The organism is Enterococcus hermanniensis, assembly GCF_001885945.1.
GTDB lineage: Bacteria > Bacillota > Bacilli > Lactobacillales > Enterococcaceae > Enterococcus_A > Enterococcus_A hermanniensis.
On record NZ_JXKQ01000004.1, the window covers coordinates 70,896 to 84,003 of the forward strand.

The following is a 13,108-nucleotide window of genomic DNA, read 5'->3' on the forward strand; positions in this document are numbered from 1 at the left end:
TGAAATCCTATTTTAGGGGAATGATTGAGAGAAGCCAAAATAGTAAAACGGGTCTAAAAAAATAATGAATCCGCAAAAAAACTTAATCATTCTATAAGTCGTAGTTTATTCGTCACCAGAAGTTTCTTTTCTTAAAGACTAATGATAAAATAGACTAGCGGGTTTCTATCATAAAATAGAAAATGAATAGACACAAAGGAGTAAGAAAAACGAATGGCGAACTTTCTAAGAAAAATGATTGAGAATGATAAAAAAGAATTGAAACGATTAAGCAGCATTGCTGATAAAGTTGAAGAATTCTCTGGTGACATGGAAAAGCTAACCGATGAACAATTACGAGGCAAAACTGACGAATTCAGAGGGCGCTATAAAGCAGGCGAAACTTTAGATGAACTTTTACCTGAAGCGTTCGCAGTAGTTCGTGAAGCTGCCCGACGTGTCTTAGGGTTATACCCATACCATGTGCAATTAATGGGTGGGATCGTTTTACATGACGGAAATATTCCTGAAATGAAAACTGGTGAAGGGAAAACCTTAACAGCAACGATGCCAGTTTATTTAAATGCTTTATCAGGCGAGGGTGTTCACGTTGTTACAGTGAATGAATACTTATCGACACGTGACTCGACTGAGATGGGCGAATTATATAATTTCTTAGGTTTGAGTGTTGGTTTGAACATCAACTCAAAAACAGCAGATGAAAAACGTGAAGCCTATAATTGCGATATCACGTACAGCACGAATAATGAATTAGGATTTGATTATTTACGTGACAACATGGTGGTCTATCAAAGCCAAATGGTTCAACGACCATTGAATTATGCTATCGTCGATGAAGTGGACTCAATTTTGATCGATGAAGCTCGGACACCTTTGATTATTTCTGGTGCAGCTGAGAAATCAACCGCTCTTTATACTCGAACAGATAATTTTGTGAAACGTTTGAAAGAGGAAGAAGATTTTAAAATCGATATCCAATCAAAAACGATTGGTTTGACGGAGCAAGGGATTGAAAAAGCCGAAGAAAACTTTGGCTTAGAAAATCTATATGACTTAGAAAATACAGCCTTGACGCATCATTTGGATCAAGCATTACGTGCGAATTTTATTATGATCCGTGACTTTGATTATGTTGTTCAAGAAGGCAAAGTCTTGATCGTTGACCAATTTACAGGACGTATCATGGAAGGCCGTCGTTATTCAGATGGATTACACCAAGCGATCGAAGCCAAAGAAAGCGTTGAAATTGAAGACGAATCTAAAACAATGGCAACAATCACTTTCCAAAACTATTTCCGGATGTATAAAAAATTATCTGGGATGACTGGTACAGCGAAAACGGAAGAAGAAGAATTCCGTGAAATCTATAATATTGAAGTGGTTCAAATCCCTACAAACCGTCCGATCTTACGTGATGATCATGCTGATTTATTGTATCCAACATTAGAAAGTAAATTTAAAGCAGTGGTGCAAGATATCAAAGAACGTCATCGTAAAGGGCAACCAATCTTAGTGGGGACTGTGGCGGTCGAAACTTCAGAATTGCTTTCAAATTTATTGAATCAAGAAAAAGTTCCGCATGAAGTCTTAAATGCTAAAAACCACTTTAAAGAAGCAGAAATCATTATGAATGCCGGTCAAAAAGGCGCCGTTACCATCGCTACCAACATGGCTGGTCGAGGCACGGATATCAAGCTAGGACTTGGCGTTGTTGAAGTCGGTGGCTTAGCTGTTATCGGTACTGAACGACATGAATCTCGCCGAATCGACAATCAGTTGCGTGGTCGTGCAGGTCGTCAAGGAGACCCAGGTGTTTCTCAATTTTATTTATCATTGGAAGATGATTTGATGAAACGTTTTGGTTCAGAACGAATCAAAGCTTTCTTAGACCGAATGAAAGTGGAAGATGAAGATGCGGTGATCCAAAGTAAAATGTTGAGTCGCCAAGTAGAATCAGCTCAAAAACGAGTAGAGGGTAACAACTATGATACGCGTAAGAACGTGTTGCAATACGATGATGTGATGCGTGAACAACGTGAAGTCATCTATAAACAACGTCAAGATGTCATCATGGGTGAAAAAGATTTATCTCCACAACTATTGAACATGGTCCGTCGTACGATCTCACGTGTGGTCGATAGCCATACCCAATTAGATAAAGACAATTGGAATTTGGATGCATTAGTTGATTTTGCAGGTTCAACATTGGTTCATGAAGAAAGTATTTCTAAAGCTGATTTTGAAGGTAAAACACCAGCAGAAATGAAAGAATATTTGTATGATCGTGCGAAAGAAGTCTTCGATGCGAAAGTCGCCCAATTACAAAGCCCAGAACAATTACTGGAATTTGAAAAAGTCGTTATCTTACGCGTAGTCGATATGAAATGGACGGATCACATCGATGCCATGGATCAGTTACGTCAATCCGTTGGGTTGCGTGCGTATGGTCAAAATAATCCATTAGTTGAATATCAAACAGAAGGGTACAAAATGTTTGAAGATATGGTTGGAAGCATCGAGTTTGAAGTAACTCGTCTCTTCATGAAGGCTGAGATTCGTCAAAACGTTCAAAGAGAACAAGTCGCTCAAACACAAGAAGAGCATCCAGTAGAAGCAGATGGCGATCCTAAAAATCTGACTGAAACAAAATCAAAACCGGTTCATGTAGAAAAAGTAGGACGTAATGATCCATGTCCATGCGGAAGCGGTAAAAAATATAAAAATTGTCATGGCAAAGGTTTGTAATCTGCCACGAAATCCATGAGTAGTTAAGACGGGACATAGTTACTATGTCTCGTCTTTTGCCAATTATTTATCCGAGTGAGTGGTTAAACTACAATAATTCCTTAAACTTGTGTCAGATTACGGAGTATCAGTAGTAATAATTTTTTAGGATAGTATAATAAAAAAGGCATTTAGTCGAAAGTTTATAAATTATAACCAGTTAAAAAGTAATGTTGAGTTATCCGATCGAGTGATTAGTCGGCAGAAAGAAGGAATAAATTTGGAAAATGCAGAAATACGAAATTTATTAGATAAGATGCAAGAGCAAGTCACTAGCTTCAGGGGGTCTCTTTGACCTTGAACAGTTAGAAGAAGACATTGCAGAAGCTGAAAATCAAATGAGCGCCCCTGACTTTTGGGATGATACTGAAAAGGCTCAAGCTTTGATCAATCAAAATAATGTAACGAAAGATACGTATGATCAATTCCAAGCGATTGCTAACGAGGCCGATGAATTGAACGTAATGTTGGAAATGCAACAAGAAGAGTTTGATGAAGATTTACAAACGGAACTCGAAGAACGTTTGAAGAAGTTACAAGAAAAAATCTCCGGCTTTGAATTATCTTTATTATTAGATGGACCCTATGACAAAAATAATGCGATCATTGAATTGCATCCAGGTGCAGGCGGGACGGAATCACAAGACTGGGGTTCGATGTTGTTAAGAATGTATACACGCTGGTCAGAACAACATGGTTTTACGGTTGAGACGATCGATTATCAATCTGGGGATGAAGCTGGAATCAAAAGTGTGACCTTGATGATCAAAGGGCTGAATGCTTATGGCTATTTAAAATCTGAAAAAGGTGTTCATCGGTTAGTGCGGATTTCGCCATTTGATTCAGCTAGCCGTCGCCATACCTCCTTTTGTTCCGTGGATGTCATGCCAGAACTAGACGATACGATTGAGGTGGATGTGAATCCGGATGATTTAAAAGTCGATGTCTATCGTGCTAGCGGTGCTGGCGGGCAACATATCAATAAAACCTCTTCTGCTGTACGGATCACGCATTTACCGACAGGTACAGTCGTCGCAAGTCAAGCACAGCGCTCTCAATTTCATAACCGTGAAACAGCGATGCAGATGTTGAAAGCAAAACTGTATCAATTAGAAATCGAGAAAAAGGAACAAGAAGCCGCTGCTCTTCGTGGAGAGCAAAAAGAAATTGGTTGGGGTTCACAAATTCGTTCGTATGTTTTTCATCCGTATTCGATGGTAAAAGATCATCGAACGGATTACGAGACGGGAAATGTGCAAGCTGTAATGGATGGAGAGTTGGATCCGTTTATCGATGCTTACTTAAAATGGCGTCTAGGTCAGCAAGCCTAAAGTAAATTGAAATCAAATTGTAAAGTTGTGAAAGCCAGTTGCAATGTTGACGTGCTATAATAACAAAGAATTTAAAGGATTTGGAGAGATAAAGCATGATTGAAATGCAGGATGTAACAAAAAAATATCCTAACAAGACGACTGCTGTCCGTGGGATTTCTATCCACATAAGTCAAGGCGAGTTTGTTTATGTTGTCGGTCCCTCTGGGAGTGGTAAATCTACTTTTATTAAGTTAATGTATCGCGAAGAAAAAGCGACTTCTGGTCAAAAACTTGAAGTTGCACGTCATGATTTATTGAAAATCAAAAATAAGGAAGTTCCTTATTTACGCCGTGACGTCGGTGTCGTATTCCAGGATTTCAAATTATTACCACGAAAAACCGTTTATGAAAACATTGCCTATGCGATGCAAGTAATCGGCCGTAAACCCCGTGAAATCAAAAAACGGGTCATGGAAGTTTTGGACCTTGTTGGTTTGAAACATAAAGTTCGTGTCTTTCCAAGTGAATTATCTGGTGGGGAACAACAGCGTGTATCGATTGCTCGGGCCATCGTAAATACGCCGAAAGTTCTGATCGCAGATGAACCGACAGGTAACTTGGATCCGGAAACTTCTTGGGAAATCATGCATTTGTTAGAACGCATCAATAACCAAGGGACAACTGTCGTAATGGCCACTCATAACAAAACGATCGTTGACACGATGAGACATCGTTTAATTGCGATTGAAAATGGGTTGATCGTACGAGATGAAGCGGAAGGAGAATACGAGTTTGATGATTAGAAATTTCTTCCGGCACTTGTTGGAAAGTATCAAGAGTGTAAAACGTAATGGTTGGATGACGTTGGCCTCGGTTAGCGCGGTGACAATTACATTGACACTTGCTGGGATTTTCTTAGCAGTGATCATGAATGCAACAAAATTAGCCCAAGATGTTGAAGGCAACGTTGAAGTGACTGTTTTTGTGGATATCGGTACAAAAGAAAAAGAGTTAAAAACATTAAAAACAGAATTACAGGATATCAATCATGTGGATAAAGTAACTTTTTCAAGCAAAGAAGATCAGCTGAAAAAATTACAAAAACAAATGGGGGATGCCTGGGATTTATTTGAAGGAGATAGCAACCCGCTTTACGATGTTTATGTCGTGCAATCGACAGATGCTCAATATATTCGCTCGATTACTAATGAAGCCAGCCAAATGACTAATGTCTTCCGAGCAAATTATGGTGGTAGTTCTGCCGATCGTATCATTCAAATGGCTAAAGTCGTTCGTACTTGGGGCTTAGCTGCTGCGGCTCTATTGGTATTCGTCGCGATCTTCCTGATTTCAAATACGATCCGGATCACGATTCTGTCAAGAAAAACAGAAATCCAAATCATGCGACTTGTTGGAGCGAAAAATGGATATATTCGTTGGCCATTTTTCCTTGAAGGTGGTTGGATCGGTTTGATTGGTTCAATCGTTCCGATTTTGATCTTAACCTATGGGTATCAACAAGTTTATGGTCTTGCAGCACCATATCTATTGCAATCTAATTTAGCTTTGCTACGTCCAAATCAAATTGTTTGGATTTTAGATATCATTATGGCAGTGGGTGGCTATTTGATTGGTTCACTCGGTTCTGTTATTTCAATGCGTCGGTTCTTAAAAATATAATAAAAAGACTTCTTCGAAATTTTTCGGAGAAGTTTTTTTATTGTTTATGCTTGTATTTTTTGATCAAAAGCAGTAGGATAATAATCAAATAAATATAAACGCTACCGAGCAAGGGAGCCAATTTCGTAGGTCTTTGAAGAAATTGGTCTCCCTTTTTTTGTTTTTTAGCGAAAAGGAGAATGAATTATGGCATGGGTATCTTTGATTGTTGCAGGTTTTTTTGAAATGTTTTGGGCTACTACGATGAAATTGAGTGAAGGATTTAGTAAATTAAATTATTCTCTTTTGACATTAGTTGGGATGGTCGCTAGTTTTTATTTTTTAGCTAAAGCACTGCATTCATTGCCGATGAGTCTAGCATATCCGGTTTGGACAGGGATTGGCGCAGTTGGTTCGATTTTTATCGGTGTCTTGCTATTTAAAGACCGCTTGTCGTTAGCAACAATTTTTTTCGTCATTTTATTGATCACGGGGATTATTGGTATCAAATTTACAAGCGGACATTGAACTGAGAATAAGCTACAATAGATCCTAAGAATAATTTTAAAAAGGTGTGAAGTAATAATGATCAAATCAACGAATGAATTAACTCCGCAAGAATTAATTACAATTTTTCAAGCGCGGACAGCAGTATTTGTTGTCGAACAAGACTGTCCCTATCAAGAAGTCGATGAGGCTGACCGAGAAGCACTTCATGTTTGTTTAGAAGAAGCAAGCAAGTTAGCTGCCTATGCACGCATATTGGTAGAACCGGATGGGATTCATTTTGGACGTGTCTTGGTTATGAAAGAGTTTCGTGGGCAACAACTAGGAAAGAAACTTGTTTCTGAAACATTAGCTGAGATTGAGCGCCGGTATCCAAACCGGCCAATCATTATCTCGGCTCAAGCCCACTTAACTAAATTTTATGGAGCTTTTGGTTTTGTAACTATTTCAGCTGTCTATTTAGAAGATGATATTCCTCATGTAGATATGCGCTTACAAAAATAAAGCAGAAGTCGCTTGTTTACAATCGCCTTTTTCTCAGCTATTCTTTAGTTGAAGGAGTTGTGGGGTATGTCATTTTTGACAGAACACTTTGGGTTAGTTTTTGTCATTATCAATACATTTTTCTCAGTTATTATTGTCTTTCGAGAACGCAAAGACACGATCAATACATGGGCATGGCTATTAGTTTTGACGTTTATCCCTTTATTAGGTTTTATTTTGTACATCTTTTTAGGACGTGGGATTTCCAAAGAACGAATCTTTGATTTGAAGATGCAGACAAAAGTTGGGATGAACGTAGAGGTCCAACAACAACAACGTGCATTAACACGAGGACTCTTCCCCAAACCGCCAACTAATCAGGTTGATCCACGTCAACTAATTTATATGTTGACGATGTTTGAAAGTTCCTTATACACGACCAATAATGAAGTGAAATTATATTCAGATGGGCGTGAAAAATTTGATGCGTTATTAGCCGATATTCGTGAAGCGAAATACCATATTCATATGGAATATTATATTTACCGCGCAGATAATTTGGGCTATGAAGTGCGGGATGCGTTGGTCAAAGCAGCTTCACGTGGAGTAAAGGTTCGTTTGCTTTTGGATGCATGGGGTTCGACGCAAGCCAATCGACACTTTTTCGCACCGTTAACTGCGATTGGCGGGGAAGTAGAATTTTTCTTTCCGCTATTTTTACCTTACATAAACCCGCGAATGAATTACCGTAATCACCGGAAGATCGTGGTTATTGATGGTGAGATTGGATACACTGGAGGATTTAATGTCGGAGATGAATATTTAGGATTGGTCGAAAAATTTGGCTATTGGCGAGACAATCATTTGCGAATCAGAGGTCATGCCGTTTATACATTGCAAAACCGTTTTTTGATGGATTGGAATTCTCAACAAAAAAATGATGTGGCTTTTCAATCGGATTATTTCCCAGATTTTTCTTCAGATGGTAAATTAGCGTTACAGATTGTTAGTAGTGGACCAGACAGTGAACATGAACAAATTAAATTGACGTATTTAAAAATGATCAATTTAGCTAAAAAGGAAATTTTAATTCAAACACCGTATTATATTCCCGATGCATCGATCCATGAAGCGTTAAAATTAGCATTACTTTCTGGGGTGGATGTGCGGATCCAAATTCCTAATAAACCGGATCATCCCTTGGTTTATTGGGCGACGTATTCGTTTTCTGCAGAATTGTTGGAGTATGGAGCTGTTATAGAAACGTATGAAAATGGTTTTATTCATGCAAAAACGATGATTATTGATTCTGGGATTGCATCTGTGGGGTCCGCAAACATCGATGTCCGTTCATTCAAATTGGATTTTGAAGTCAATACACTTATTTATGATGAAAAATTTGCTACAGAATTGCGTGAAAAATTCTATGAAGATTCTACCGAATCAGCAATTTTAACTCAAGAAAAATATAATCAGCGAGGTCTTTTCATCAAGTTTAAAGAAGGAATTGCTCGGTTAGTTTCACCGCTCTTATAAAAATTATTTGCGCTTTCATGGTTTGATAGGATAAAATAGACTAGCTTGTTTAAAATGATAATTATAATTAAGGAGATTTCTCATGAAGAAATGGTTAATTCCCCTATTAGGAATACTTTTACTTTTGTCTGGTTGTTCCAAATGGATTGATCGAGGTGAATCGATCACAGCAGTTGGTTCGTCGGCTTTGCAGCCGCTAGTTGAAACGGTAGCAGAAGAATATCAAAGTAAAAATCCCGGACGTTTCATCAATGTCCAAGGTGGTGGAAGCGGGACGGGGCTGAGTCAAGTACAGTCGGGTGCGGTAGATATTGGTAATTCTGATTTATTTGCTGAGGAAAAAAATGGGATCGATGCTAAAAAATTAGTCGATCACAAAGTTGCCGTTGTCGGGATCACTCCAATTGTAAATAAAGATGTGGGTGTCACGAATATTTCGTTAGAAAATCTACGTAAAGTTTTTCTAGGCGAAATCAAAAATTGGAAAGATCTTGGTGGTAAAGATCAAGAAATTGTTATTTTGAATCGTGCAACAGGTAGTGGGACACGCTCGACCTTTGAACAATGGGTCTTAGATGGTAAAACGGCTGTTCGTGCACAAGAACAAGATTCTAGCGGGATGGTTCGACAAATCGTTTCTGACACTCCCGGAGCGATCAGTTATACTGCCTTTTCTTACGTTACAAAAGATGTTCAAACATTGAGTATCGATAATATTGAGCCAACTGATGAAAATGTAACGACCAATCAATGGAAAATTTGGGCTTATGAGCACATGTATACCAAAGGTCAACCAACTGAATTAGTCAAAGATTTTCTTGATTATATGCTTTCAGCTGAAGTTCAAAAAAAAGTAGTCTCTCAATTAGGCTACATCCCAATTTCTGATATGAAAGTTGAACGAGATTGGCAAGGGAATGAAATAAAATAAAAAAAGAATTTGAGAAAAAAGTTATTCAATTTCGAGTAATTAGAATAAGAGGCAGACGATAGAGATTTTGGACAGAGCTTTTAAGAAAGCGTCAGAAGGCCGGACGATCGCTCACCGTTTAGCCCAAAAGAGGAGCTGAACCAAAAGTAGAAAATACTTTTGGTTCAGCCTTTTTTTTAATTGATCGTAGCCAAAGATTCCTTATTTTTTCTAAGCAAGCAGTTCAGTTGCAGAGAGCCTTCCTTCTGGTTTACACTTTCTTTACAAATGTCATGGAAGCGTTACAGTAGGTTAAAGAGAAATTGACTTTCAACAGGTAGAATGGTTTTGTTGGTTTGTAAAAACCGAGTAGACAAGTTTGAAGGAATCAGGAGGATTAGGCCTTGAATAATGAAGATGTAAAAAAAGCACTGACAACAAAATCAAAACGCGCCCGAATCGAACAACGTGGTCGCTTTATTAGTTTTATTTGTATCGCACTGATCGTACTTGTAGTTGGAGCGATCTTCTATTTTGTAGCTAGTAAAGGATTATCGACCTTTTTTGTAGATAAAATCAATGTATTTGACTTTTTGTTTGGTACGGTATGGAATCCAAGTGCCACCGGACCAGATGGAAAACCAATGGTCGGGGCATTACCGTTGATTTTAGGTTCCTTCATAGTAACTTTTTTATCAGCAATCGTTGCTACGCCATTTGCTATTGGTGCCGCAGTTTTTATGACAGAAATCTCTCCAACTAAAGGTCAAAAATTTTTGCAGCCAGTAATTGAATTACTTGTTGGGATTCCTTCAGTTGTATATGGTTTTATCGGATTATCTGTAGTCGTGCCATTTATTCGCTCTATCTTTGGTGGCACCGGTTTTGGTATTTTATCAGGAACATTTGTATTGTTTGTCATGATTTTACCAACAGTCACGACGATGACAGTGGATACATTAAAATCAGTGCCCCGTCATTATCGCGAAGCTTCCTTAGCTTTAGGAGGAACACGCTGGCAGACAATTTATAAAGTAGTACTACGGGCTGCTGTACCAGGAATTCTTACAGCTGTGGTCTTTGGGATGGCAAGGGCTTTTGGTGAAGCGTTAGCGATTCAAATGGTCATCGGGAATGCTGCATTGATGCCGACAGGCTTAACGACACCGGCGTCTACTTTGACTTCGGTTTTGACTATGGGAATCGGTAATACGATCATGGGTACGGTTGAAAATAATGTCCTATGGTCATTGGCGTTGATCTTGTTGTTTATGTCTTTAGTTTTCAATATTTTAATTCGCTACATCGGAAAGAAAGGGGAGATAACGAATGGATAAAGCAAAACGCGCAGATAAAATCGCTACTGCAGTTCTATACGCTGTCTCAGGTTTGATCGTAGCAATTTTAGCTTTCTTATTATTGTATATTTTGATTCGTGGGTTGCCCCATGTCTCTTGGGAATTTTTAACTTCGCCTTCTAAAGCTTATCAAGAAGGTGGTGGGATCGGTATCCAGTTATTCAACTCCATTTATCTGTTGTTTATTACGATGTTGATCAGTTTGCCGATTTCATTAGGTGCCGGGATTTACTTATCAGAATACGCAAAGAAAAACTGGGTCACTGGTTTGATTCGTACATCAATTGAGATCCTTAGCTCATTACCCTCAGTAGTAGTTGGTCTATTCGGTTTCTTGATTTTTGTTATCCAATTTGGTTATGGCTTTTCGATTCTTTCTGGAGCATTAGCCTTAACCCTCTTTAATTTACCTCTTTTAACTAGGAATATTGAAGAGTCGTTAAAAGCGATTCATTATACCCAACGTGAAGCAGGGTTGGCTTTGGGCCTTTCACGTTGGGAAACAGTTACAAAAATTGTTGTTCCTGATGCACTACCAGGTATTTTGACGGGCGTTATTTTGAGTTCTGGTCGAATTTTTGGTGAAGCTGCTGCATTGATTTATACGGCAGGTCAAAGTGCACCGGCCTTAGATTTCACGAATTTAAATCCATTAAGTGTTTCAAGCCCGTTGAGCATTTTTCGCCAAGCAGAGACATTAGCAGTCCATATTTGGAAAATCAATACGGAAGGAACAATGCCTGATGGCAGTGCCGTTTCTGCGGGAGCTTCTGCGGTTCTGATTTTGGCAGTCTTGCTATTCAACTTTGGCGCTCGTGCCATCGGCAAACGTCTCCACAGAAGAATGACTTCTGCCTAATTTTCAAACGAGCCTTGTTGAAAAACGGCTGGCTGAATATAAGATATGATAAATTAATAGTAGCTAAGAAACTATTTAATAGTTGAAGAATAACACGATCATTCTGAGCAAGGAGAAATTCGATGAAAGAATACAATTGGGAGGAACGTAATATTATCAGAATGCCTGGTGAAATTGCGTTGCACACAGAAGACCTACATGTTTATTATGGCAGCAATGAAGCGATCAAAGGTGTTGATTTGGAATTTGAAAAAAATAAAATCACTGCCTTGATCGGTCCTTCAGGCTGTGGGAAATCCACCTATCTACGCTCATTAAATCGTATGAACGATGGTATTGCTAGTGCGAGTGTGACTGGAAAAATCGTTTATAAAGATGTCGATGTGAATGCATCTAATATTGATGTTTATGAAATGCGCAAACGAATCGGGATGGTCTTCCAACGACCAAATCCATTTAGTAAATCGATTCGTGAAAATATCACGTTTGCTTTAAAACAACATGGCTTAAAAGATAAAAAGCAATTAGACGAGATCGTGGAAACAAGTCTGAAACAAGCGGCTTTGTGGGATCAAGTAAAAGACAATTTAGATAAAAGTGCTTTGGCACTTTCTGGTGGTCAACAACAACGTTTGTGTATCGCTCGCGCAGTAGCAATGAAACCAGATATTCTATTATTAGATGAGCCTGCAAGTGCCTTGGATCCGATCTCTACTGGAACAGTAGAAGAAACATTGATTAAATTAAAAGAAGACTACACGATCATCATTGTGACGCATAATATGCAACAAGCAGCACGGATCAGTGATTACACCGCCTTTTTCTATTTAGGCAATGTAATCGAATACGATGCAACACCAAAAATCTTCACCCGACCTAAGATTCAAGCGACAGAAGATTATGTATCAGGACATTTTGGTTAAGAGACGGAGGAAATTGAATGTCGAAGATTATTACTTCAAAAGACCTTCATTTATACTATGGTAAAAAAGAAGCGTTAAAAGGCATCGATATGGAAATCGAAAAAGGCGAAATCACTGCAATGATCGGTCCTTCTGGTTGTGGAAAGTCTACTTACTTACGTTCATTGAACCGGATGAACGATTTGATTCCTAGTGTAACGATTACTGGTAGCGTGATGTATAAAGGAAAAGATATCTATAGCCCGAAGACAGACACGGTAGAGCTACGCAAAGAAATCGGGATGGTCTTTCAGCAACCCAATCCATTTCCATTTTCTATTTACGAGAACGTTATTTATGGGTTAAAATTAAAAGGCGAAAAAGACAAAAATAAATTGGACCAAGTAGTCGAAGAGAGTTTGAAAGCCGCTTCTGTCTGGAACGATGTGAAGGATAAATTACATGAAAGTGCGTTGTCATTATCTGGCGGACAGCAACAACGGGTATGTATCGCACGAGTATTAGCAGTTAATCCAGAAGTTATTTTGATGGATGAACCGACGAGTGCTTTGGATCCAGTTTCAACCGGTAAAATCGAAAATATGCTATTAGAGTTGAAAGAAAATTATACGATCATTATCGTGACACACAACATGTCACAAGCCTCACGTATCTCTGATCGTACCGCTTTCTTTTTACAAGGTGAGTTGATTGAATTCGATAAAACTAAGAAAATTTTCTTGGATCCGGCAAAACAAGAGACAGAGGATTATATTTCAGGTAAGTTTGGCTAGTAG

At 38.6% G+C, this 13,108-nt stretch carries 12 protein-coding genes; all 12 read left to right on the forward strand.

From position 1 onward, the window contains the following. Positions 1 to 213 precede the first annotated feature (213 nt). Positions 214 to 2,745: a preprotein translocase subunit SecA gene (gene secA / locus RV04_RS05745; protein WP_071857517.1), complete on the forward strand. Its 2,532-nt coding sequence runs from the start codon at positions 214 to 216 to the stop codon at positions 2,743 to 2,745. A 259-nt stretch (positions 2,746 to 3,004) separates the two neighbouring features. Further along, a protein-coding gene (gene prfB, locus RV04_RS05750; RefSeq protein WP_143139491.1) for a peptide chain release factor 2 occupies positions 3,005 to 4,115 on the forward strand; the annotation gives its coding sequence in 2 pieces (ribosomal slippage) (positions 3,005 to 3,076 and positions 3,078 to 4,115; 1,110 coding nt in all). Positions 4,116 to 4,210: 95 nt separating this feature from the next. Then, complete coding sequence (gene ftsE / locus RV04_RS05755) at positions 4,211 to 4,900, forward strand: cell division ATP-binding protein FtsE (protein WP_071857519.1); 690 nt, start codon at positions 4,211 to 4,213, stop codon at positions 4,898 to 4,900. Beyond that, positions 4,893 to 5,777 (forward strand): permease-like cell division protein FtsX, encoded by an 885-nt coding sequence (gene ftsX, locus RV04_RS05760; RefSeq protein WP_071857697.1) that lies wholly within the window; start codon positions 4,893 to 4,895, stop codon positions 5,775 to 5,777. The genes ftsE and ftsX overlap by 8 nt, the downstream gene beginning before the upstream one ends. A gap of 186 nt (positions 5,778 to 5,963) precedes the next feature. Then, positions 5,964 to 6,284 (forward strand): DMT family transporter, encoded by a 321-nt coding sequence (locus tag RV04_RS05765; RefSeq protein WP_071857520.1) that lies wholly within the window; start codon positions 5,964 to 5,966, stop codon positions 6,282 to 6,284. Positions 6,285 to 6,341: 57 nt separating this feature from the next. Then, on the forward strand, positions 6,342 to 6,767 hold the full coding sequence (locus RV04_RS05770) for a GNAT family N-acetyltransferase (RefSeq protein WP_071857521.1): 426 nt from the start codon (positions 6,342 to 6,344) through the stop codon (positions 6,765 to 6,767). 66 nt (positions 6,768 to 6,833) lie between these two features. Then, positions 6,834 to 8,282 carry a cardiolipin synthase gene (gene cls, locus RV04_RS05775; protein WP_071857522.1) on the forward strand — a complete coding sequence of 483 codons (1,449 nt, stop codon included), beginning with the start codon at positions 6,834 to 6,836 and terminating at the stop codon, positions 8,280 to 8,282. Between the two features lie 82 nt (positions 8,283 to 8,364). Continuing rightward, a complete protein-coding gene (locus RV04_RS05780) occupies positions 8,365 to 9,213 on the forward strand; it encodes a phosphate ABC transporter substrate-binding protein PstS (protein WP_071857523.1) in 849 nt (282 codons plus the stop codon). 383 nt (positions 9,214 to 9,596) lie between these two features. Beyond that, positions 9,597 to 10,529 carry a phosphate ABC transporter permease subunit PstC gene (gene pstC / locus RV04_RS05785; RefSeq protein ID WP_071857524.1) on the forward strand — a complete coding sequence of 311 codons (933 nt, stop codon included), beginning with the start codon at positions 9,597 to 9,599 and terminating at the stop codon, positions 10,527 to 10,529. Next, positions 10,522 to 11,409 carry a phosphate ABC transporter permease PstA gene (gene pstA / locus RV04_RS05790; RefSeq protein WP_071857525.1) on the forward strand — a complete coding sequence of 296 codons (888 nt, stop codon included), beginning with the start codon at positions 10,522 to 10,524 and terminating at the stop codon, positions 11,407 to 11,409. The genes pstC and pstA overlap by 8 nt, the downstream gene beginning before the upstream one ends. A 122-nt stretch (positions 11,410 to 11,531) precedes the next feature. Further along, a complete protein-coding gene (gene pstB / locus RV04_RS05795) occupies positions 11,532 to 12,332 on the forward strand; it encodes a phosphate ABC transporter ATP-binding protein PstB (protein ID WP_071857526.1) in 801 nt (266 codons plus the stop codon). A gap of 17 nt (positions 12,333 to 12,349) precedes the next feature. Further along, entirely contained in the window at positions 12,350 to 13,105 is a 756-nt protein-coding gene (pstB, locus tag RV04_RS05800) for a phosphate ABC transporter ATP-binding protein PstB (RefSeq protein ID WP_071857527.1), read from the forward strand. Positions 13,106 to 13,108: the final 3 nt, after the last annotated feature.

Bases quoted from the DNA above. Each gene is read 5' to 3' on its own strand.
- secA (WP_071857517.1), top strand. From the start codon at position 214: ATGGCGAACTTTCTAAGAAAAATGATTGAGAATGATAAAAAAGAATTG.
- pstA (WP_071857525.1), top strand. From the start codon at position 10,522: ATGGATAAAGCAAAACGCGCAGATAAAATCGCTACTGCAGTTCTATAC.
- ftsE (WP_071857519.1), top strand. From the start codon at position 4,211: ATGATTGAAATGCAGGATGTAACAAAAAAATATCCTAACAAGACGACT.
- cls (WP_071857522.1), top strand. From the start codon at position 6,834: ATGTCATTTTTGACAGAACACTTTGGGTTAGTTTTTGTCATTATCAAT.
- RV04_RS05770 (WP_071857521.1), top strand. From the start codon at position 6,342: ATGATCAAATCAACGAATGAATTAACTCCGCAAGAATTAATTACAATT.
- RV04_RS05765 (WP_071857520.1), top strand. From the start codon at position 5,964: ATGGCATGGGTATCTTTGATTGTTGCAGGTTTTTTTGAAATGTTTTGG.
- RV04_RS05780 (WP_071857523.1), top strand. From the start codon at position 8,365: ATGAAGAAATGGTTAATTCCCCTATTAGGAATACTTTTACTTTTGTCT.
- ftsX (WP_071857697.1), top strand. From the start codon at position 4,893: ATGATTAGAAATTTCTTCCGGCACTTGTTGGAAAGTATCAAGAGTGTA.
- pstB (WP_071857526.1), top strand. From the start codon at position 11,532: ATGAAAGAATACAATTGGGAGGAACGTAATATTATCAGAATGCCTGGT.
- pstB (WP_071857527.1), top strand. From the start codon at position 12,350: ATGTCGAAGATTATTACTTCAAAAGACCTTCATTTATACTATGGTAAA.